Below are 20,351 nucleotides of genomic sequence, written 5' to 3'. Positions count from 1 at the left end.
TCCTCTGTCGGATCAGGATTGGGCGAGGGCGGCGACCGCCGTCCGCAGCGCGGCCAGCGCCGGCTTGGCGATGCCGTCGGGGCGGTGAAGGCCGAACCAGTTCTCGGGGTTGGCGGTGTCGCCGCCGCGGTCGTCCAGCGAATACCAGAAGCACGGGCCGATCCCCGGATGCTTGCGGATCGCGGCGGGCAGGTCGGCCAGCAGCTTGGCCTGTCCGGCCTCGGTCAGGCTGGCGGTGCCGCGGGTCGGATGGCCGACCTCGGTGATCCAGATCTTCCTGGCGCTTTCGCCGTTGGCGTCCATCAGCGGGCGCAGGACGCGCACGGTCTGGCCCCAGCCGGTCCAGTCCACGGGATGTTCCAGGTCAAAGGGATAGCTGTAAGGATGGATCGCCAGCGCGTCGTAATGACCCTTGGCCCCAAGCGCATAGCAGCGCGTCACCCAGTCGCGCACGCCGATGCTGCCGCCAGTGGTCGTGGGCACGGCCGACAGGCCCGCACCCACGACAAAGGCCTTGGGATTGGCGCGCTTGATTTCCGTATGGGCGGCCTTCAGCACGGGCACGTAACGCTCGGGCGTCATGCGGTTGAGGTTGGGCTCGTTCCAGATCTGCCAGTGATCGACCCGGCCCGCGAACCTGGCGGCGGCGGCCCCGGCAAAGCGGCCGAAGCGGGCGGCGTCGGCGGGATCGCTCAGGCTTTCATCGCTGCCCCAGGCGGGCTTCCCGGTCAGGATGCCCAGCACCTGGATACCGCGCTGGCCGGCCGCGTTCACCAGCGCCTCGACGCCGGCCCAGTCGAAGGCGCCGCCCTGGCTGCGCTCGATCTGGTCCCAATAGAAGTCGAAGCGGATCATGCGGGCGCCGGTGGCGGCGATGCGGTCCAGCATCCCCGCCGGGTTCTTCGCCAGCTCGTTGCGCGGCACCGCAAAGCCGAGCGCCTGCCGGTTCATCGTCGGGGCCGGTGCCGGTGCGGGGGTCGGCGCAGGCGCGGGTGCAGGGGCCGGGGCAGGCGCGGGCGCGCCCTTTTCCAGCTTGTCCAGCCGCGCCTTGATGGCTGCGAATTGTGTGTTCATGCCGTCGAAGATCACGTTCAGGTCGGGATCGTAGGCCATGCGTCTTTCTTCCTTGTGGATGCAGGGTTCAGGGGCCTTGCCGTTCGGCGGCCCCGGAATGTGGCGGATCGCCCGCCGCCGGCCCGAAGGCCCGCGGCCGCTTTCCGCGGTGATGTCGTGGTTGTGCCGCCGGGGGTCAGGCCGCCATGGCCCCCGCCGGGCGCGGCATCCGGCCGCCGGAAAGGGAATGGCCGGGCAGGCGGGGGCCAGCGCCCCTGTCAGGGTCTGCGGGAATCCCGGGCGGCAGGTTGTCGGCCATCTTTGCCCCTCGATTGCGCGCGGAAAGCGGTCGTTCCTGCGCCGTCCGGGGGAAATTATGAATGATGCGTTAACAACCGGCTTTCAGGGCGCGCGTTGCGGCTGCGGAAAACGCAACACCGGAAATGGCGGCATCCTTGCAGGTCTTTTTTCCCGTTCTGACGCCCCGGTGATCGCTGTGCCATTCTGCCACCTGTCTCTTTAGACAATTTGAGGTGTTTGGCGGTTTTCCGCCGTTGTGCAGTTCGCTATCACGCGCGAAGACTGGCCAGGGCCTTGGGGATGACAAGTCCGATCTCCGGCCCGGCCCATATTCTGACCCATTTCCATCGGCTTTTTCTGCCGGAGACGATATTGCACGTGACCTATCTTGCCCATGACCTCGATGACCCGTCGATCTGGCGGCGGGTCGAGATGCTGCGCCGCGGCGGCGCCAGCGTCCGGGTCGCGGGTTTCCGTCGCGGGGATGGGCCGCTTGCCGAACCCGCGATCGTTCTGGGCCGCACCGTCAACGCGCGCATGGGCCAGCGGGTCCGCGCGATCCTGGCGGCATGGCCGGGTCTTGCCCGGCGGGTCCCGCCCCCGGACGGCCATGGCGAACCCGAGGTCGTGCTGGCCCGCAACCTCGAGATGCTGGCTCTTGGCGCAAGGCTGGTGCGCGCCCGCAAGGGCCGCGCCCGGCTGGTCTACGAGCTTCTGGACATCCACGGCATGATGCTGGGGCAGGGGGCCGTCGCCCGCAGCCTGCGCCGGGTCGAGGCCGGGCTGATGCGCCGGGCCGCGCTGGTGGTGCTGTCCTCGCCCGCCTTCGCCGCCCGCTACCTGCGCCCCCATGGCCAGCCCGACCTGCCGGCCCTGCTGGTCGAGAACAAGCCCTTCGCCCGCCCCGATGCCGGTCCCCGCCAGGCCGGTCCCGCCCCCGGCGGGCTTGAGGAAGGCGGCCCCCTGGTCATCGGCTGGTTCGGGATGCTGCGCGATGACTGGTCGCTGAAGACGCTCGACCGGCTCACCCGGTCGCGGCCGGGGCGGTTCCGCGTGGTGCTGCGCGGGCGCCCGGCGCTGGACGTGATGCCGGATTTCCACGCCATCATCGGCGCCAACCCCGACATGGAGTTCCGCGGCCCCTATGACTGGCCCGGCGACCTGCCCGCGATCTACGGGGGCGTCGACGTGGCCTGGCTGATCGACCGCTACCAGGCCGGGCAGAACTCGGACTGGCTGCTGCCCAACCGGCTGTACGAGGGCTGCCTGAACGGCGCCGTCCCGGTCGCGCTGGAGGGAACCGAGGTCGCGCGCCGGGTCGCCGGCTGGGATTGCGGCGTGGTTGTCGCCGACCCCGGCCCCGAGGCCGTGGCAGGGGCGCTGTCGGCGCTGGACCCGGTCGGGCTTGCAAGGCTGCGCGGGGCGGTGGCTGCCATTCCCCGCGACCGGCTGGAAATGGACAGGGCCGAATGCCGGCGCCTGACCGCGGCCATCTGCGGCGCTTCCCCCGTCCCTGCGGCCAGAACCGCCCCCGTCCCCGCGATCACCGGATAGCATCGCCATGCCCATGTTTCCCGACCCCAAAGTGCTGATCGTCATCCCCACCCTCAACGAGGCGGCGCATATCGCGGGCGTGCTCGATTTCGCCGTGGCCTTCGCCGAACGCGCCGACGGGCTGGTCGTGGTGGCCGACGGCGGCTCGCGCGATGCGACCTGCGACATCGTCCGCCGCCGCGCCGCCGACCACCGGCGCATCCGCCTGCTGCACAACCCCCGGCGGCTGCAGGCGGCGGCCGTGAACCTTGCCGTCGAGCGCTTCGGCCAGGGGGCGGAATGGCTTCTGCGCCTTGACGCCCACAGCACCTATCCCGCCGATTACGGCGATGTCCTGCTGGCCGAGGCCCGGCGCACGGGCGCGGCCAGCGTGGTCGTCTCGATGCATGCCGAAGGGCAAGGCTTCCTGCAGCGGATCATCGCCGACGCCCAGAACTCGCCCTTTGGCAACGGTGGCTCGGCGCACCGGCTGGCGGGGGGCGATGCCTGGGTCGATCACGGCCATCACGCGCTGATGCAGGTCGCCGCCTTCCGCGAGGTCGGCGGCTATGACGAAAGCTTCAGCCACAACGAGGATGCCGAGCTGGACCGCCGCCTGTCCGCGGCGGGGCGCCGCATCTGGCTGACCTCCCGGACCCGCCTGACCTATTTCCCGCGGCAGAGCATCCGGGCGCTGATGCGGCAGTATTACAATTTCGGCCGCGGCCGGGCGCGCAACCTCATCAAGCACAACGCCCGGCCGGCGGCGCGGCAGGCCCTTGCGGCGATGCTGGCCCCGGCGGCGGCGCTGGTGCCGCTGGCGCCCTTCAGCGTGGTCTTCGTGCTGCCCTCTGTCCTGTGGGTGCTGGCTTGCCTGGCCGGGGGCGTGGTCATCTCGATGCAGACGAAAAGGCCCGACGGGCTGCTGGCGGGCCTGGTCGCGGGGACGATGCACATGGCCTGGTCGGCAGGTTTCTGGCGGCAATGGCTTTCCCGGCGCGAGACCGTTCCGGCAAGGGCCGCCACATGAGCAATCCCGTTCTGCGCGACGCGGTGCTGGTCGGCATCTGCACCTTCCGCCGCCCCGAGCTTGCCGCGACGCTCGACTCGCTGGCGCGGCTTGACCCCTGCGGGTTGCCCGTGTCGATCGCCATCGCCGACAACGACTGCACCCCCTCGGCGCGGGACCGGGTGCAGGAGGTCGCCGCCACCCATCCGCTGCCCATCACCTATCTGCACGCGCCCGAGGCGAATATCTCGATCGCCCGCAACGCGCTGCTGGATCATGCCCACGCCACAGGCGCGCGGTTTCTGGTCTATCTGGACGACGACGAAAGGGCCGAGCCCGCATGGCTCGCCCGCCTCGTCGCGGCCTGGAAGGCAGGGCAGCAGTCCGGGGCAGGGACCGGCGCCGTCCTGGGCCCGGTGCAGGCCCATTATCCTGCCGGCGCGCCGGGCTGGATGGACCGCGCCCGCGCCCATGACACGCTGCCGGTCTTCGGAAAGGACGGGGCGGTCCTGTCGGGCTACAGCGGCAACATCCTGATCGACCTGGCCGACCCGGCCGCCCGGGACCTGCGCTTCGACCTGTCCCGCGGCCGTTCGGGCGGGGAGGACAGCGCCTTCTTCGCCGATTTCCTCGCCGCCGGCGGCCGGATCGGCTTTGCGCCTGACGCCGTCGTTCACGAGGACGTGCCACCCGACCGTGCCCGTCTTGCATGGCTTCTGCGGCGGCGCTACCGCATGGGTCAGACCCATGCCAGCCTGATCGCCCGCGGCCGCTCGCGGGGGGGACGGCTCGGCGCGGCGGGGGTGGCCGCCGCCAAGGCCATGGCCTGCGGCGGGCTGGCCCTGCTGGGGGCGGCCCGGCCCGCCTGGCGCAACCGCCAGATCATGCGGGCGGCCCTGCATGTCGGCGCGGCGGCCCATCTCGGCGGGGCGCCGCAGATTGAAATCTATGGAACGGCGCCCGGTCGGACAGATCCCGCCCCCCGACACGCACCAAAGGAAAACTGATGCCGCGCGACCTGAAGCCGTTTGAACTGGCCAGTCCCTATGGCGCAAGCCAGGCTGCGCAGGTCCAGACCATCGACCTGCGCCGGGTGATGGTGGCGATGCGCCGGCAGCGCCGGACCATCCTGCTGCCGGCCGTGCTGCTGGGCGGGTTGGGGCTGGCCTATGCCGCCTCCAAGCCCGCGACCTACGAGGCTTTCTCCAGCCTGCTGCTGGACAGCAACGTCAACCGATCGGTCCAGCAGGCGGGCGGCATCGACACCGCCGTGCTGCCGTCCGACCGCATCGAGAATGCGCGCGTCGTCCTTGAATCGGAAAAGCTGGCCTATGACGTGCTGGACCGGACCGGGCTGCAGGCCAATCCGTCCTTCATGAACCCGCCGGAATCGGGGTTCTCGAACCTGGTCGGCCGGGTCATGGGCACGCTGCTGGCCCCGATCGCCTGGGTCCAGGACCGGATCACGGCGCTGACTTCCTCGACCCCGGTCATCGACCCTGCCGCGCTGCCCTCGGCGACCAGCTTCGGCGATCCCTCGGTCGCCCCGATCGACCCCGAGCGGCGCCTGGCCGCGATGCGGCTGCAGGGGGGAATGGAAATCTACCGGGTCGGGCAAAGCTCGGCCGTGGCGGTCAGCTTCAGCTCGCATGATCCCTTTATCGCGGCCGAGGCCGCCAACGCCTATGCCGACGCCTATGTGCAGGACATCCTGGTCACCAACGCGGAATCGGTGGGCCAGACCAACGCCTGGATGCGCGGCCGCCTGGACGAGCTGCAGACGCAGGCGCAGGCCGCCGCCAACGCGGCCGAACGCTTTGCCGCCGCGAACGGGCTGGTCGAGTTCTCCTCGGGCGGGCTGCTGACCGAACAGGCGCTGAACGAGCTGAACTCGGGCCTGACTGTCGCCCTGACCGACGCCGCCCGTGCCCAGGCGGTGCTGGACACCTATGACCGCGCGGTCGCGGGGGGTGTCGAGGGGCTGACCGACAGCAGCAGCTCGCTGGCCATCGGCGGCGACATGTCCGAGGAACTGCGCTCGCGGCTGGACAACTACAACGACGTCCGCGCCCGGCTGCAGCGCCTGCTGGCCTCGTCGGGGCCGAACCATCCGCAGGTGGCGGGCCTGCGCCAGACCCTGGCCAGCACGGCCGAACGCCTGTTCGTCGAGCTTGAGGCCATGCGCGCCGAGGCACAGAGTGCCCTCGACGTGGCCCGTGCCCGGGTCGAGGCCCTGCAGCAAAGCGTCAACCAGGCCTCGCAGAGGAACAGCGCCCAGGCCGCCAATTTCGTCCGCCTGCGCGCCCTGCAGGAAGAGGCCGCAACCCTGTCGGCGCTGTACCAGCAGACGCTCACCCGCTCGCAGGAGATCGAGCAGCAGCAGTCCTTCCCGGTCTCGAACGTGCGGATCCTGTCCTATGCGCAGGTTCCGGCGGTGCCTTCGGGGCCCGCGGTGCTGCGCACGACGCTGGCCGCGACCCTGCTGGGGCTGTTCGGGGGCCTGGCGCTTGCCGCGCTGAGAGAAGGCCGCGAGCGGATGCTGCGGACCGCCAGCGACGTGACCGACCGGTCGGCGCTGCGCTTCCTGGGCCACCTGCCGGTGCTGCCGCGGGTCCGCCGGCTTCGCGCCGGAAAGGTCGCACTGCCTGAATCGAGGCCCGTGCCCCGCATTTCGGCCGCGCCGCAGGCGGCGAAACGGGGCGAGATGCTTCCGGTCCTGTCGAAGCCGAAACCGCCGGTCATCAATGTGCCGGTGCCGGTGCTGCATTTCCCCGACTCGGTTTATGCCGAAACCCTGCGCCATGTCCGGCTGGCCACTGAGGCATCCGGCAGCCCGATGCCGGTGACCGGGGTCACGTCGTTCCATCCCTACGAGGGGCGGTCTCTGGTCGCCTTCAACCTGGCCGGCCAGCTTGGGGTTGGGCTGCAATCGGTCCTGCTGATCGACACCGACAGCCGGGGCCGCGGCCTCAGCAGGATGCTGGGCCTCGACCAGCGGCCGGGGCTGACCGACGCGGTGGCGGGGCGCGGCGATTGGGAAAGCATGCTGGTCGGCATCGCCAACACCAACGTCAATGTCCTGCCCTGCGGATCGACCGCGGGCGGAGCTTCGGACGACCTGATGACCGGCAAGCTGCTGGGCCAGATCGTCGAGGATGCCTGCCACGAGTTCAGCCGCGTGATCGTGGACGTGCCGCCGCTTTACCCCGTGGCCCAGGGCCGGGCGATCCTGCACGAGCTGCCGCGCTTCCTGATCGTCGGGGAATGGGGCCGGACCCCGCGCAGCATGGTCGAAACGGTTCTGGCCGAAGAGCCCGAACTTGAGGCGAACTGCCTTGGCGTGGTCTATGACCGGGTCAACCTGCGGAAGCTGCGGTCATTCCTGATGCCCGAGGCGATGGAAAACTACCTCGGCCGCTCGAAGAGCCGTCTCACGCTGCGTCGCCGCGGGGAACCATAAAACTTTAACTATTTTTTAACTTCCTTGGCGCAACCTCTGGTATACTATTGCCAGAGGTTGAAGGTTTTTTAGATGTTCGTCATTCATTACCTGATAACTGCCGTGGCGGTAATTTCCGGCCTGCTGGCATGGGCAATCCCGGCCGGATATTCGGCTTGGCAGATTGCCGGTCTGGCCTTTGTGGCGGTTCTCGCGTTGCAGGCCGCAATCCTGGCTTTCGTGGTATTCGCGGCCGCGCGCCGGGACCGGGCCTGCAACGCGCGCAAGCGGCCCGATCAGCTTGTCATTCTGCCCAGATAGCTTTCCGCCTGCGGTCCCTGTTCGCGCGGGCGTTCGGACGCGGTCACGCGCCCTGATTCCATCACGAAGACCGCATCCGCCACCCGGATAAGCGCGGGGCGATGGGTAATCGCCAGAATCGTCATGCGGCCGCGCAGCCCGCCTATGGCCCGGATCAGGGCTTCTTCGTTTTCCCAGTCCAGCGCGCTTGTCGCCTCGTCCAGCACCAGCACGTCGGGCTCGCGCAGCAGCGCGCGGGCGACGGCGATCCGCTGACGCTCGCCCCCCGACAGAAGCGTGCCGCGGTCGCCCATCATCGTGTCCAGCCCCGCCGGCAGGTCCCGCACGAACCCGGCCGAGGCAAGGTCGAGCGCCCGGAAGATCCGGTCGTCATCGACAGGACCGGCCGCCGCGATCGCCATGTTGTCGCGGATGCTGCCGTTGATCATGAACGGCTCCTGCGCGACATAGCCGGTGCGGTCGCGCCAGCCGCGGAACTGGCCGGGGCGCAATGCCTTGCCATCGACCAGCACCGTGCCCTTCTGCGGCTCCAGCAGGCCCATCACGATGTCGGCGAGCGTGCTTTTGCCCGCACCGGACGGCCCGACCAGCACCGTCAGCTCGCCCGCGCGCAGGGTCAGGGAACAGTCGCTGACCGCTTCGCGCGATTCGCCCGGAAAGCGCCAGCTCACCCGGTCCAGCCGGATATCCCGGCGCGGGGCGGGGGCGGGATCGTGGCCCGCCATCGCCGGGTCGCGTTCGGCCTGCAGGTCGTCCCGCAGCCGGGAAATCGCCCCCCAGGCCGGCAGGTCGACCAGCAACTGCTGCACCGAGCCCTGGATGCCCATGAAGCGCGGCGCCGTCCGCATGAACAGCAGAAGCAGGATCACGATCCGGGCGACATCAAGCTGCGCCCAGGCCAGCGCCACCCAGATGAACAGCGCGGCGCCGCTGACCACGGCGAACTGGAACAAGCCCGTCCCGATCGAGGACTGTCGGATGAACTGCCGCGCATCGGCCTTGGTTTGCCCCAGAATCGCCGAAAAAAGCCCCAGATAGCGGTCCTCTAGGTTCATGCTGCGGGCCATCTTGAGGCTGCCGACGAATTCCGACACCGCCGCAAGCTGGCCTTCGCGCCGCGCCTGCAGCCGGTCGCCGTAATGCCGGGCAAGGCGGCGGAAGGGCCGCATCAGCACCAGCGCCACCACCCCGAATCCATAGGACAGCAGCGTCATCGGCGCCGAGATCGCCAGGCTCAGGACAAAATACAGCGCCAGCCCCACCAGGTTCTGCAGGATCGACAGGACAAGAAAGGCGGCAAGATACAGCCGCTCGATCTCGCCGGTCAGGGCATGCTCGATGCGGGTGCGGGGGATGCGGGCGACATGGGACCAGCGGGCCAGCGCCACCTCGCGGAACAGGGCGGTGCGGTGGTGGTTGGTGAAGTCGTGGATCAGGTCGGACAGGTAGACCGCCTTGCTGCGGTTGAAGATCGCCTGCAGCGCGGTCAGCCCGACGATGACCAGCAGCAGCGCGCCCAGCGGGACCATTGCGGGCAGCAACCCGGCGCCGGGGAAATCCAGCCCCGACATATCGATCGAGGTGCCGCCCGCGCCGACCAGTTGCAGCACCGGCAGAAAGGTCACGATCGCGGCGCCTTCGCTGAGCGTGCCCAGCACCAGCAGCGCCAGCCCGATCCAGAGCCGCCGCCCCTCCAGATGCCGCAGCGCCCGCCACAACGAGGCAAGCTGGCCCGCAGCGCCACGGCTTCGGGCGCGGGCTTCCTCGGTGGGGACCGGGGCCGTCAAGGGTGGGCTGGCGTCAGTCATCGCCGAGGTCGCGGTCGATCGCCGCGCGGATGTCAGGGGCGCGGTCCAGTCCCTCGGCCAGCAAAAGCCGCCGGGGCGGGCAGCGCAGCGCCACCTGCGCGGCGGCGCGGAAATGCTGGGCGGCGGCCGCGCCGTTCAGCAGCGCCGGGCCGAAGCGGACCGCATAGGAAAAGCGCAGTACCGCCGCCAGCGCCTCGGATGGGGGGAGGCGCAGCACCTCTGACGGCTGACCCCGGCGGGCGCGTTCCAGCAGGTAAAGCCGCGCCGCCGGGACCGGCGTCCCCGCCAGATGGGCAGGGTCCAGCATCGCGCGGGCCTTGTCGATTGCGTCATGGACAGGACCGCGGACGGTGGCGCCGGGGGGCAGCATCCGCGCCGCGCCCTCGGATAGCTTGACCTGACCGAAGCCGGGCAGCATCCGCCCCTCGCCGTCGATCGCCACAAGGTCGTCGGCCAGCAGCCGCGCCCCGTTTCGCAGAAAGCCGGTGGCGGTGGTGGACTTGCCCACGCCCTTGTCGGCCAGAAAGGCGATGCCGCGCCCGCGATGGACGACGGCGCTGGCGTGCAGGACGAAAAGGCCGTTCCGCCGCAGCGCCTCGAACAGGACCGGCCCCAGCAGCGGGAAGGCCAGCAGGTCGTCCGAGATGCCCGGCCTGCGCTCGATCCCGATGCGGCTGCCGTCGGCCGAGACCGAGAAGGCCCCGACCTCGGGCCACCAGAACCATGTCCCCTCGGGCCCGAAACGGCAGTCGGGCAGGGGGCTGCGGGGAATCGCGGGCTGCGGTGCCTCGGAGATCCGCAGGTCTGCCGGACGCCCCGGCATTCCGGGGGCAAGCTCGGGCAGGATAACGTCCGACACCACGCAAAGCCCATAGGCGGCATAGGCATGGGCCTGAAGAGGCGGGGCGGAAAGGGCAGGGACAGCGGTCATCGGACACTCGCAAGGGTCGGGCCGGGGGCGCGGGACGAAAGGGACAGGGCGGGCCGTTCCAGCCATGCGGCAAGCCATAGCGACCGCCACAGCCGGAAGGCCGTTTCCAGGTCGGGCTCGGGCGCGCGGGCCAGGCGTTCGGCATCCGCGCGCAGGATGCCCGTGTCCACCCAGCCCCGCAGGGGGCCGGGATCGGCCCGCAGGGCGGCGATGCGGCCCTGCGGGTCGCGCCGCAGCGCGCCCCAGAAGCCGGCGATGAAATCGGTCTTGTCCCCGCGCATCCGCACCGATTCCGGCAGGATGCCCCGCATCGCCCGACGCAGCAGGGCGCGGGGCTGGCCGCCCGCGACCTTGGCGGGTTCGGGCTGCCAGACGCAAAGCTCGACCACGCGATGGTCATAGAAGGGATAGCGCGGCGCCACGCCCTCGGCCTGCGCGGCCCGGCCCATCGTTTCAAAGGCGGCGGGGGCCAGCGGGCCGGTCAGCATCGCGGCATGCAGGCGCACGCCCTCGGGCAGGTGGCGGTCCTCGGGGGTAGGGGCCTGCCCGGTGCGGGCGCGTTCCACCAGCCGGGTTTCGCGGGCGAGGTCGGGATCGACCAGCGCGCGCCAGTCCCGGGGGTCGGGACCTGCGTCCTTCAGCGCCCAGCGGCCCAGCCGGCCGAAGCCGCGCCGGCCGCGGATGGCCAGCAGGGTGGCCAGCGCCTGCGACACCGGCTCGCCGGTGAAGCGGGCGTGGCGCACGGCCAGCGCCAGTGCCAGTGGCCAGCGGCCTTCCCCGGCGATCAGGGCGATGTCGCGGAAGCTGCCGCCGATCACCTCGTCGCCGCCATGGCCGTCCAGCACCGCCGCGCAGCCCTGTTCCCGCGCGGCGCGGTAAAGGCGGTGGTTGCGTTCCAACCCGGGGGCGAAGACCGGCTGGTCCTGCCAGTCAAGCTGGGCGTCGATGTCGAAAAGGGTGTCGTCCTCGGCCTCTCCGGGCAGGAAGACGGGGGCGAGTTCCCGGCCCGACCGGCGCAGCACCTCGTGGATATGGCGCCCCTCGTCCATGGCCGGATCGCGGTAGCGCAGCGACAGCGCCGGGCGGCGGCAGGGGGCGGGGGCGTCCGGTCCGACCGACAGCAGCGCCAGCGTGCTGGAATCGAGCCCGCCGCTGAGCATCGTGGCCGTGGGACCATCGGCGCAGGCCTGCACCGTCGCATGGGCCAAGGCCGCGTGCAGGGCGGCATCCGCGTCCCGCGGGTCGGGCGGGGCGGTCCGTTCCAGCCGGTACCAGCGGCGCAGGGCGGCGGTCCCGTCGGGGTCCAGGGTCATCAGGTGGCCGGGGGGCAGGCGCGACACGTCCCCCCAGGCCGTCGCGGTGGCGTCAAGCGGCTGCCCGGCCAGGAACCCCGCCACCCAGGCGCGGTCGATGCCGGGGACCGCATCCAGCCCCGCCAGCACCGTGGACAGGTCGCTGGCAAAAACGGCGCGGCGCGGGGTCAGCGCATAGGCCAGGGGCTGGATGCCGAAACGGTCGCGGACAGCGGTCAGGCGCCGGGTCCGCGCATCCCACAGGACAAAGGCGAAGGCACCGTTCAGGCGGTCGGGAGCATCCGTGCCCCAGCGCCGCCAGGCGGCCAGTACCAGATCGGCGGGATCGCTGCCCGGATGGGCGGCCAGCGCGCCCCGCAGCTCGGGCAGGTCGGTCAGCGCCAGGTCCCCGGCCAGCGTCAGCGGGCCGAGGGTCCGCACCGTGGCGGGGCTGCCGGTCCGTCCGGCCTGCCACAGATGGAGGCCCTCGGCCCCCCGGTATCCGGGGATTTCCCCGGTGCGGCGGGTCAAGTCGGCCGCGATGCGCCAGGCGGCGGGGTCGTGATCCGGGCCATGGCCCAGCATGGCGGCAAAGCGGCTCATGCCGGACCGGCGCCCGGCAGGGTGAAGTCGTGCAGGATGCGGTGGCGGTTGTAATCCTCGGGCGTGCCGCCAAGGACGATGGTGTCCCCGGCCATCAGCCAGGCATGGGGCGCCAGTATGCCGGGCGTGGCGGTCTGCGCCGGAACCGACAGCCGGATGGTCGTTGCATGGCCGCGCCGCGCCAGTAGAATCTGGCCGGCGCTGGCCTGGGTGAGGCAGCTCGCCCCCGGCACCAGCCGGGCGACGGCCCGGACCGACCAGGCGATCTCGGCCAGTTCGGCACGTGGCGCGCCGGGGTCGGCGGCGGGAAGCGTCAGCCCATGAGCCTCGATCATCCGGCGCAGGTCGTGATGGGCGCCGCGCCCCAGATAGCCGCGCACCAGTAGAACCGCGCCGAGCGCCTGCCACAGCAGCACGGCATCGCGGCGGCGCAAACGGCGGATGCGTCGCAGGACCCCCATGTCAGACCGCCCGGATCAGGCCGTGCTTGAGCATGTCGTCCAGAAGATCGGCGATGTCGCGCCGGCATTCTCCGGGGGCGATCTCGTATTCGGCGGCGATGGCGGCGGTCAGGTCCTCAAGCGAGGAGGGCGCCGTCATGCGGTCCCAGATCCGGGCGCCGACGGGATCGAGGCTGAAATAGGTGTTGGATTTCAGATCCAGGATCGCAATGCCGTCTTCGACCGCGCAGGAAACGCATTCGGGGGAAGCGAGATAAGTCATGAATGACAACTTTGATAAATCCAGAAGAAAATGGTCGCCTCAACGTACGAATTGAACAGGGGTTCCAGTTATTCGTTCTGACGTGGCGGAAGGCCGCGCAGATGGGCGGCGGTGATCCGCCGCCCGCCAGCCTGCATTACGAAAAGGTAAGCTGGCTCACCGGAGTGCCGGCCTGAAAGGTGTTGTCCAGAGCGCTGCCCCGGCTGTTGCCGTGGGTCATCGCTTCGAGCTGGCCCTGGACGCGAAGAACGGGGCGGGAGTAGGTCTTGACCATGATGTACCTTGGAAAAAATACGACAGCACAACGCTGCCGTCAGCAGATTTCCGCTTACGCAGGCATTTTCAACCTATCTATAAGGACAGGTCCCCTTCCCTTGGTGAAAAAAACCTTATATGATGCCGGCTTGCGTGAAAATCCTAGAGTATGGGAGCCTCTGGCGGAGTGTCGGATTTAACTTTCAATATTAATTGATAAAGTTTTAACTAGATAATTCTGCCTGCTTTGATCTAGGTATTCGCTCGGGGCATCCACGCGCCCTGCCGGCGCCTTGCCGGGTATTTGTTGTTGTTTTTTGTAGGGCTGGTGTTCAGATGCAGATGCTCCGTGCTCATGATCTTGTTGCCGATACCGACTCGCCCAAGCTTGTTGCTCCTCATGTGCAATCCCCCGCCGCAAGGCCGCTGCAGATCCCGCGGACGGTTCCGGTCGGCGGCGCGGCAAAGCGGGCCCTGGATATTTTCCTTGTCATTCTTGCCATTCCGCTGCTGCTGCCGCTGATCCTCGGGCTGGTCATCATTCTCAGGATCAAGGACCCTGGGCCGCTGCTTTACGGCCATCGCCGCATCGGCTTCGGGGGGCGCGAGTTCAGGTGCTGGAAGTTCCGCACCATGGTCGTCGATGGCGACGCGGTGCTTGAACGGCATTTCCGCAGCAATCCCGCCGCCGAGGCGGTGTGGAAGGAACAGCGCAAGCTGGTCGACGATCCCCGCGTCACCCCCCTCGGCGCGGTGCTGCGCAAGCTTAGCCTGGACGAGCTGCCGCAGCTTCTGAACGTGCTGAAGGGCGAGATGAGCCTGGTCGGCCCCCGTCCGATCGTGCAGGCGGAACTGGACCATTACGGCGCCTCGGCCCGGCATTACCTGGCCGCCCGCCCCGGCCTGACCGGACTGTGGCAGATCAGCGGCCGCAGCGACACCACCTATGCCGAACGGGTGCGCTTGGACCGGTTCTACGTCACCAACTGGAACCTGTGGCAGGATCTTCGGATCGTCTTCATGACCATTCCGGCGGTGGCGATGTCACGCGGCGCCCACTGAGCCACGCCCTTGCCGGAAGACCGCCGCGGGGCGCCCTTGTGAAAGGGCGCCCCGTTGCCGTTCCGAGGGGTTCTCAGGTGATGGCCGGCAGACCCGGCCTCCCCCTGCGGGCGATGGCCGCCTGCACCGGGGGGCGCTGTGTCCTGCGGAAGCCGCGCCCGTAGCAGACGGCGGCGATGGTGATCACCGAGGACAGCTCGAACTGATAGAAATAGGCGGCCTCGATCCACATCAGCATGAACTGCCGCACCATGAAGAGCGCAAAGAAGACCGAGGCGGCCGAGGGGCTGCGGATCGCCCAGGACAGCGACGCCGCAAGGCCCCCGAAGAAGATCACCGCCTGCAGCGCCGCCCCGATCAGGCCGATTTCCACCGCGTTCGAGATCAGGGTGTTGTGGAAGTTGAACCCGCTGCGGCCGCCGATCCCGAACATCGCCCAGAGTTGTTCAGCCAGCGGCTGGCCATGGACCCAGAAGGCCTGGAACCCCACGCCCAGGACCGGCCGTTCGGCGATCTCGTGGAAAGCCACGGCCCACAGGTCCGTCCGGCCCGTCAGCGTGACGTCCTTTCCGGTGGTGTTCAGGAACCATTGCGACAGTTCGGGCACCACGAATGACAGCAGCACCCCCGCCGCCGCGGCCAGCACCAGGGCAAGAGCCACCAAGACCAGCCGCGCATAGGGGGTCAGGCGCTGCAGCAGCACGATGACGCCGAAGACCCCGACCACGCCGATGGTGCTGACCAGCGCGCCCGATGACTTCCCCATCACCAGCAGCAGCGCCCCGACCAGCAGGCTGGCCAGCGCCGGCAGACGCCAGCGCCATGACAGCCGCCGGTCGATCAGCACCGCCAGCGCCAGGATGACAAGAAGCGCGCTTGCATTCGCCAGCGCGTTCTTGCTGGCATAGATGCCGAGGTATCCCATCCCGTCCTCGCGGGTGCGGCCCGACAGAAGGCTGGCCAGCCCCGCAAGCGAGCTTGCCACGAACAGGACCTTGACAAAGGTCATGGGCGCCAGCCGGTAGCTGAGGACCAGCGCGATCACCACGGTCAGGCAGAACTGGATGCCGTAGCGGATCGTCAGGGACGGATAGTCCGACCAGGCAAAGGACATCAGGCACCAGAGCGCCAGCAGAACCAGCATCCATTCCTGCCGCAGCGCCGCCAGCGTCGCGCCCGGCCGGCTGAGCGCCACCGCCATGCCGGCGGCCAGGAACAGCAGCGCCCCCTTGGACCCCAGCGGCACGATGAAGCAAAGGCCGAAAAGCGCCAGGAACCCCGCCAGCGCCAAGGGCGAATAGCTGATGGTCAGCCCCGGCCCGGCGGGCGTCGCCCGCCTGTGTCCGTGCCCATGCCGCCGTGCCGCGCCGGTTCCCATGGCGATCAACCTGCCATCCGTGCCGCAATGGCCGCGACCGGAAGATGCGCGCGACCCGCGGCGGTCACGGGCGGGCGCATGTGATCGATCCCTCGAACAGGCAGGCGGCCTCCAGCGGCGTATAGGCCACCCAGTCGATCTCGTAGCCGAGCGGTTCGTCGCGGGGGGTCTGCTCGCCCATCCATTCGGTCAGCACGGTCGTGCTCCAGAAGGACATGTAGATCTTCTGGGGGTGGTCGGGCAGCGGGCTGCCGGGTTCGGTGCGGTGGACCTCCTGCCCGTCCAGATACCAGGTGATGCCGTCCGCTTCCCAGCGAAAGGCGACATTGTGGAACTCCTGGTCGAAGGGGGGCGCGGTGGGCACGGTCGCGCCGTTCACCGGCTCGCCCTCGACATAGGTGTTCACCGTCATCTCGCCCGGCTCGCGGGTCAGGATCTCGATGTCGATCTCGCTGTGCGGGCTGTCGTGGACCGGGCCGGCATAGGTGAAGACCGAGGCGTTCATGCCCGACTGCCGGGGGGTGCGGATGCGCGCCTCGACCGTGCCGTAGTGGAACCTGGCCTTTGTCTGGACCTCGCCGCAGAGGGGCGGGCCGCCGTCCCCGGAGGCGGGGATGTGGGACAGCACCAGCATCCCGTCCTGCACCGTCACGGCCTTTTCAGACCAGTGGCAGTCCTGCCAGTCGCCGTTGGTCCAGCCGTCCGAGACATACCAGCGGTCGCGGTCCAGCGCGCCGGTGAAATCCTCGCGGAAGCCGGCGGTCTCGGGATGGGCCTTGTCGGTCGGCTGATCGGAGGACTGCGCCAGGACCGGCTGGCCTGCGGCGGTCAGCAGGGCGATCAGGGCAAGGGAATGGCGCATCTCGAACCTTCTCGGCCGCGGGGGATGGCGGGCGGTTGCCGCCTTGACTCCCGCGGCTTATGGAAGCCCGGCGCGGGTCGGTCAACGGAAAGGCGTTCACATGTCGTGCAATCCGGCGGGAACGCAGCCGTGACCCCTGCCCCTGCTTCCGCCACGCGGCCCGTGGTCTCGGTGGTCATGGCCAATTTCCGCGGCGCCCCGCATCTGGCGGCCGCCATGCGCGCGGTCCTGGCACAGTCCGAGCAGCGGCTGGAGCTGATCCTCGCCGACGACGCCTCGGACGACGACAGCGTGGCGATCGCGCGCGGGATCGCCGGAACCGACGACCGGGTGCGGGTGATCGCGAGTCCCCGCAACCAGGGCCCCGCCGCCACCCGCAACGGGGCGCTGGACGCGGCGCGGGGCGACTGGATCGCCGTGGTGGACAGCGACGACCTGATCCACCCGGAACGGCTTTCGCGCCTGATCGCGGCGGCGGAAGCCGCGGGGGCGGATCTGGTGGCCGATGACCTCGTGCATTTCGGCGCCCCGGCCGAGCAGGGCCGCACCCTGCTGCAGCCGCTTGCGCTGGCCGCGCCGATGTGGCTCGCGGCGCCGGCTTACCTGCGCGCCAATGGGGGCGATCCGGCCCTGCCCTCCTTCGGCTATCTCAAGCCGGTGATCCGGCGTGCGGTGTTGGGGGGCCGCCGCTACGACCCGCGGCTCAGGATCGGCGAGGATTATGATCTGGTGCTGCGGCTGCTGATCGACGGCGCCCGCTTCCTGCTGCTGCCCGACCCGCTTTACGCCTATCGCCGGCATCCCGGTTCCATCTCGCACCGGCTGTCGGTCGGGACGGTCGCGGCGATGCTGCAGGCCCACCGCGCCCTGCCGCCGCTTTCCGACCCCGAGGCGCGGGCGGCCGCGGCGGCGGTGGACCGCCAGCTTCGCCGGTCGCTGCGCTATGAACGGCTGGTCGCGGAGATCAAGGCAAGGCGCTGGAGCCGCGCCCTGCCCCGGCTGGCCGATCCGGCGACGGTCGCCCGGCTGGCCGGAAGCCTGCGCGATCGCCGCCGCCGCAAGGCCGCCCTGCAGGCGCAGGACCACGCAGAGGGCGCCGTTTCCCCTGATCCCGTTGCCGCCCTGCCGCTGCCCGGCCAGCCTTGGGACAGCCCCCCTGCCCCCGCTGCGGCGCGGATCGCGGCTGGCGGCACGCCCCCGCCCGGCGCGCCCGGCTGGGCGCTCTGGCTGGCAGGCGCGACGGCCGGGGGGTCAGCGGGCTGAGGTCCGCGCGCCCCGCTGCTCTCGCCGCGCCAGCGCCGCCTGCACGCGCAGGGACAGGGCGGCGCGGGCTGCCTCGGCCGCCAGCACATGGGGGCGGCCCTCGGTCAGCATCCGCAGCATCTGCCGCCGGCGCGGCGCCTCGGCCCGGCGCTGCCAGGGCTGGAACACCAGGTCGCGCAGCAGGGCGGGGCCGGCTGGCAGCCCGCGCAGCGGGGCCGCACCCGCGCCTGCCAGCGCCGAATGGTCGTGGCAGGCGCGGGCCAGCGTGATCCCCAGGGCCAGCGTCCGCTCCTGCCCGCTTGCGGCGGCGATCCCGTCCAGCATCCGCCGGTCGGCCGGGTCCAGCCGGGCCAGCCAGTGCGCCAGCTCGGCCGCGGCCCAGCCGCAGGGCTCGCGCGCCAGCAGCGCCTTGGCCAGCGTCACCGCCATCAGCAGGCAGCCGTCGGCGGGCGACAGGACCGGGATGGCGTCCCCGCCATGGGCCTGCGTCACGGCGCGGTCGAGGACGCCCGCCGCGCCCCGCCAGTCCGGCAGGCCCGCCTGCTGCAGCCGGTGATGCAGGTCGACCACCGCGCCGTCACGTTCGCGGCGGAAATGCTGCTCGCCCAGGAAGGGGACCCACCACAGCGCCTGCTCCTGCTCCATGGGGGCGAAGTCCAGCCCTTGTAGAAGCGCTGCCGCCCGCCTGCGGTCGCGCGGGGTCACGAACAGGTCGATGTCGCCCGAGGGGCGGCGGAAAGGATCGCCATGGACGGCCATCTGCTGGAACGGCCCCTTCAGCACGGCATGGCGCAGCCCCGCGCCCGCGAAGGCCCGGGAAACCTCGGCCGTGACCGCCATGGCCGCGCGGTTCATGGCGGCGGTCCGCAGCCGCGCCTGCAGAAGCCGGGGCGCCAGCGCGGCGCAGCCGGGGGGCAGCGCGGCGGGACTGACCGGCAACTGGCCCAGCATCTTGTTCAGCCGGGCGATGTCGAACAGCCGGTCGGGATCGGGCGGGCGCCTCGGCCCCGTCGGTTCGGGACCTGCGGCCTGTGGGCTGGCCGGGCACGCCGCAGCGGTCAGCACGGCGATCTCGGCCCCCGAGTCGCCCCGGACCGATGCGATCAACTGTTCGGTGAATGCCATCCGCGCCTTCCGCCTGCCTGATGCCCGCCCGATGCGGCACCGCAAGGCCTTGGCCCTGCCCTTCGCGGCATTTCACCCGAAGGTCCGGGCCGGGGCAAGCGGGGTCGGCGCCCGCACAGGGAGGGTTTTGCCGCCCTTCAGGGCTTGCCGCGCTTCTCGTGCCAGGACTGGCAGAAGCGGACGAAATGGCGGGCGGGGTGCTTCGGCTCGATCTCCTCGGCCGCGCACCAGCGGCGCCATTCCCCTTCCAGGTGGCGCACGTCCCAGCCGGGGGCGGCGGCGCGGGCCTCCTCGTAGGCCTCGGGGTCCAGGAAGCCCTCGAAGATCTCGGCCTCGGCCAGGGGCGCGGTGCCGCGGTTGCGGAAGACCACCCTGTCCCCGTCGTCCGAGAAGCGCACCGAATAGTCCGGCATGTGCGAATGGGCGATGTCCTCGCGGATCACGTTGGCCACCAGCCGCCGGAACTCGAAGCTGGACGAGGACGAGCCGCATTTCTTCTGCAGCAGGTCCAGCCCGACCATCCATTCCTTCTGGTTGCCGCAATGCTTGCGCGCCAGTTCGTAAAGCCGCCGTTCCAGCGGCCGGCGCAGCCGGAAATAGTCGCGGCTGATGGTCAGCACCTCCTGCGCGCGGATGGCGTTGAAGACCCAGTCCGACAGCTTGATCTCGATCTCCTGCATCCGGCCCTCGCGGGTCTGGCGCACGATGCGGGCGCTTTCGATCAGGCCGAAGGTTTCGAAGATTTCCTCGCCGCCGGTGGTGATGTTGGTCGAGATGCGGGTGCCGGCCAGCCGCTCCATGGCCGCCTTCAGCAGGTCGTAGCCCCGCCCCGTGGTCATCCGGTTGGTCGCCCGCAGAAGGTCCGCGGCCTGGAAGCGGACGATCTGGCTGACCTCGCGCCCGTCGTTCAGCGCCCGGATGAGCTGGCTGATGCAGAAGATCAGGATGTCGCGGTCGTGGACCGTGGCCATGCCGTCGGAGGAGGGCTTGATCTCGACCGACAGCCCGTTGTGCTCGTAATGGCGGGGGCGCAGGTCGGGCTTGGTCGAGAGCGAGAAGATCGGATGCTCCATCGGCCCGACATCGGCCTTGGGGGCGGCGTTGAAGATGTCGCAGACGAAGAAATCACGTTGCGGATGACGGTCGGGAAGAAGCGGGCTGTTCATATGGCCTCGGGGAAACGACACTTCACCCATAACGACACTTCACACATGAATCAAGGTTAACGACACTTCACCCATGAAGCGGGGAGAAACGACACTTCACACATGACGAATCACCACTTTACACATGAAGAAACGACACTTCACACAGACGCAGACATTTCAAAGCTTTGATAAGTAGTAGAAAAAAAGCCTTTTGTCTGCGCTTAACACCTATTTAACACCTATTTA

The 20,351-nt window shown here is 69.9% G+C and carries 18 protein-coding genes; 7 read left to right on the top strand and 11 right to left on the bottom strand.

Going from position 1 to position 20,351, the window contains the following annotated elements:
- Positions 1–12 precede the first annotated feature (12 nt).
- On the bottom strand, positions 13–1,113 hold the full coding sequence (locus JGR78_RS17755) for a cellulase family glycosylhydrolase (protein WP_182793174.1): 1,101 nt from the start codon (positions 1,111–1,113) through the stop codon (positions 13–15).
- A 618-nt stretch (positions 1,114–1,731) separates the two neighbouring features.
- On the opposite strand from JGR78_RS17755, the gene JGR78_RS17750 reads away from it, so the two are divergent.
- From JGR78_RS17750 to JGR78_RS17730, 5 genes are all read left to right on the top strand, one after another.
- Positions 1,732–2,907, top strand: a complete 1,176-nt coding sequence (locus JGR78_RS17750; RefSeq protein WP_182793175.1) for a glycosyltransferase — start codon at positions 1,732–1,734, stop codon at positions 2,905–2,907.
- A gap of 7 nt (positions 2,908–2,914) precedes the next feature.
- Positions 2,915–3,916 (top strand): glycosyltransferase family 2 protein, encoded by a 1,002-nt coding sequence (locus tag JGR78_RS17745; RefSeq protein ID WP_182793176.1) that lies wholly within the window; start codon positions 2,915–2,917, stop codon positions 3,914–3,916.
- Positions 3,913–4,902, top strand: coding sequence for a glycosyltransferase family 2 protein (locus JGR78_RS17740; RefSeq protein ID WP_182805466.1), 990 nt, complete (start codon positions 3,913–3,915; stop codon positions 4,900–4,902). The genes JGR78_RS17745 and JGR78_RS17740 overlap by 4 nt, the downstream gene beginning before the upstream one ends.
- Positions 4,902–7,355 (top strand): GNVR domain-containing protein, encoded by a 2,454-nt coding sequence (locus JGR78_RS17735; protein WP_182793178.1) that lies wholly within the window; start codon positions 4,902–4,904, stop codon positions 7,353–7,355. The genes JGR78_RS17740 and JGR78_RS17735 overlap by 1 nt, the downstream gene beginning before the upstream one ends.
- 72 nt (positions 7,356–7,427) lie before the next feature.
- Entirely contained in the window at positions 7,428–7,655 is a 228-nt protein-coding gene (locus JGR78_RS17730; protein WP_182805468.1) for a hypothetical protein, read from the top strand.
- Here JGR78_RS17730 and JGR78_RS17725 read toward each other — a convergent pair.
- The 6 genes from JGR78_RS17725 to JGR78_RS17700 form a co-directional block, all read right to left on the bottom strand.
- On the bottom strand, positions 7,631–9,463 hold the full coding sequence (locus JGR78_RS17725; RefSeq protein ID WP_182793180.1) for an ABC transporter ATP-binding protein: 1,833 nt from the start codon (positions 9,461–9,463) through the stop codon (positions 7,631–7,633). The genes JGR78_RS17730 and JGR78_RS17725 overlap by 25 nt on opposite strands.
- On the bottom strand, positions 9,456–10,394 hold the full coding sequence (locus tag JGR78_RS17720; protein WP_182793181.1) for a serine kinase: 939 nt from the start codon (positions 10,392–10,394) through the stop codon (positions 9,456–9,458). The genes JGR78_RS17725 and JGR78_RS17720 overlap by 8 nt, the downstream gene beginning before the upstream one ends.
- Positions 10,391–12,289 (bottom strand): asparagine synthase-related protein, encoded by a 1,899-nt coding sequence (locus JGR78_RS17715; RefSeq protein ID WP_182805470.1) that lies wholly within the window; start codon positions 12,287–12,289, stop codon positions 10,391–10,393. Before JGR78_RS17715 ends, JGR78_RS17720 begins: the two co-directional genes overlap by 4 nt.
- Positions 12,286–12,750 (bottom strand): lasso peptide biosynthesis B2 protein, encoded by a 465-nt coding sequence (locus tag JGR78_RS17710; RefSeq protein ID WP_182805472.1) that lies wholly within the window; start codon positions 12,748–12,750, stop codon positions 12,286–12,288. Before JGR78_RS17710 ends, JGR78_RS17715 begins: the two co-directional genes overlap by 4 nt.
- 1 nt (position 12,751) lies before the next feature.
- The gene (locus JGR78_RS17705; RefSeq protein WP_182793184.1) at positions 12,752–13,012 is read right to left on the bottom strand and encodes a PqqD family protein; all 261 of its coding nucleotides are present in this window, start codon (positions 13,010–13,012) and stop codon (positions 12,752–12,754) included.
- Between the two features lie 136 nt (positions 13,013–13,148).
- On the bottom strand, positions 13,149–13,286 hold the full coding sequence (locus JGR78_RS17700) for a hypothetical protein (RefSeq protein ID WP_182793185.1): 138 nt from the start codon (positions 13,284–13,286) through the stop codon (positions 13,149–13,151).
- Positions 13,287–13,603: 317 nt separating this feature from the next.
- On the opposite strand from JGR78_RS17700, the gene JGR78_RS17695 reads away from it, so the two are divergent.
- Positions 13,604–14,329, top strand: coding sequence for a sugar transferase (locus JGR78_RS17695; RefSeq protein WP_234450995.1), 726 nt, complete (start codon positions 13,604–13,606; stop codon positions 14,327–14,329).
- A gap of 73 nt (positions 14,330–14,402) precedes the next feature.
- On the opposite strand, the gene JGR78_RS17690 is transcribed toward JGR78_RS17695, so the two are convergent.
- Together JGR78_RS17690 and JGR78_RS17685 are read right to left on the bottom strand one after the other, a co-directional pair.
- Positions 14,403–15,707: an O-antigen ligase gene (locus JGR78_RS17690; RefSeq protein WP_234450997.1), complete on the bottom strand. Its 1,305-nt coding sequence runs from the start codon at positions 15,705–15,707 to the stop codon at positions 14,403–14,405.
- A gap of 64 nt (positions 15,708–15,771) precedes the next feature.
- On the bottom strand, positions 15,772–16,569 hold the full coding sequence (locus JGR78_RS17685) for a family 16 glycosylhydrolase (protein WP_182793154.1): 798 nt from the start codon (positions 16,567–16,569) through the stop codon (positions 15,772–15,774).
- Between the two features lie 129 nt (positions 16,570–16,698).
- On the opposite strand from JGR78_RS17685, the gene JGR78_RS17680 reads away from it, so the two are divergent.
- Positions 16,699–17,832, top strand: coding sequence for a glycosyltransferase family 2 protein (locus JGR78_RS17680; RefSeq protein ID WP_182793155.1), 1,134 nt, complete (start codon positions 16,699–16,701; stop codon positions 17,830–17,832).
- Here the strand turns inward: JGR78_RS17680 and JGR78_RS17675 are convergent.
- Together JGR78_RS17675 and JGR78_RS17670 are read right to left on the bottom strand one after the other, a co-directional pair.
- Positions 17,821–18,957 carry a nucleotidyltransferase family protein gene (locus tag JGR78_RS17675; RefSeq protein ID WP_182805442.1) on the bottom strand — a complete coding sequence of 379 codons (1,137 nt, stop codon included), beginning with the start codon at positions 18,955–18,957 and terminating at the stop codon, positions 17,821–17,823. The genes JGR78_RS17680 and JGR78_RS17675 overlap by 12 nt on opposite strands.
- A 137-nt stretch (positions 18,958–19,094) precedes the next feature.
- On the bottom strand, positions 19,095–20,123 hold the full coding sequence (locus tag JGR78_RS17670; protein ID WP_234450994.1) for a replication initiator protein A: 1,029 nt from the start codon (positions 20,121–20,123) through the stop codon (positions 19,095–19,097).
- Between the last annotated feature and the right edge of the window lie 228 nt (positions 20,124–20,351).

The sequence above is a fragment of the Paracoccus sp. MC1862 genome (assembly GCF_016617715.1).
GTDB lineage: Bacteria > Pseudomonadota > Alphaproteobacteria > Rhodobacterales > Rhodobacteraceae > Paracoccus.
Note: the sequence above shows the minus strand (reverse complement) of the source record. Positions and strands in the feature narration are given on the sequence as shown.

Bases quoted from the DNA above. Each gene is read 5' to 3' on its own strand.
- JGR78_RS17755 (WP_182793174.1), bottom strand. From the start codon at position 1,113: ATGGCCTACGATCCCGACCTGAACGTGATCTTCGACGGCATGAACACA.
- JGR78_RS17745 (WP_182793176.1), top strand. From the start codon at position 2,915: ATGCCCATGTTTCCCGACCCCAAAGTGCTGATCGTCATCCCCACCCTC.
- JGR78_RS17740 (WP_182805466.1), top strand. From the start codon at position 3,913: ATGAGCAATCCCGTTCTGCGCGACGCGGTGCTGGTCGGCATCTGCACC.
- JGR78_RS17735 (WP_182793178.1), top strand. From the start codon at position 4,902: ATGCCGCGCGACCTGAAGCCGTTTGAACTGGCCAGTCCCTATGGCGCA.
- JGR78_RS17730 (WP_182805468.1), top strand. From the start codon at position 7,428: ATGTTCGTCATTCATTACCTGATAACTGCCGTGGCGGTAATTTCCGGC.
- JGR78_RS17725 (WP_182793180.1), bottom strand. From the start codon at position 9,463: ATGACTGACGCCAGCCCACCCTTGACGGCCCCGGTCCCCACCGAGGAA.
- JGR78_RS17720 (WP_182793181.1), bottom strand. From the start codon at position 10,394: ATGACCGCTGTCCCTGCCCTTTCCGCCCCGCCTCTTCAGGCCCATGCC.
- JGR78_RS17715 (WP_182805470.1), bottom strand. From the start codon at position 12,289: ATGAGCCGCTTTGCCGCCATGCTGGGCCATGGCCCGGATCACGACCCC.
- JGR78_RS17710 (WP_182805472.1), bottom strand. From the start codon at position 12,750: ATGGGGGTCCTGCGACGCATCCGCCGTTTGCGCCGCCGCGATGCCGTG.
- JGR78_RS17705 (WP_182793184.1), bottom strand. From the start codon at position 13,012: ATGACTTATCTCGCTTCCCCCGAATGCGTTTCCTGCGCGGTCGAAGAC.
- JGR78_RS17700 (WP_182793185.1), bottom strand. From the start codon at position 13,286: ATGGTCAAGACCTACTCCCGCCCCGTTCTTCGCGTCCAGGGCCAGCTC.
- JGR78_RS17695 (WP_234450995.1), top strand. From the start codon at position 13,604: ATGCAGATGCTCCGTGCTCATGATCTTGTTGCCGATACCGACTCGCCC.
- JGR78_RS17690 (WP_234450997.1), bottom strand. From the start codon at position 15,707: ATGGGAACCGGCGCGGCACGGCGGCATGGGCACGGACACAGGCGGGCG.
- JGR78_RS17685 (WP_182793154.1), bottom strand. From the start codon at position 16,569: ATGCGCCATTCCCTTGCCCTGATCGCCCTGCTGACCGCCGCAGGCCAG.
- JGR78_RS17675 (WP_182805442.1), bottom strand. From the start codon at position 18,957: ATGGCATTCACCGAACAGTTGATCGCATCGGTCCGGGGCGACTCGGGG.
- JGR78_RS17670 (WP_234450994.1), bottom strand. From the start codon at position 20,123: ATGAACAGCCCGCTTCTTCCCGACCGTCATCCGCAACGTGATTTCTTC.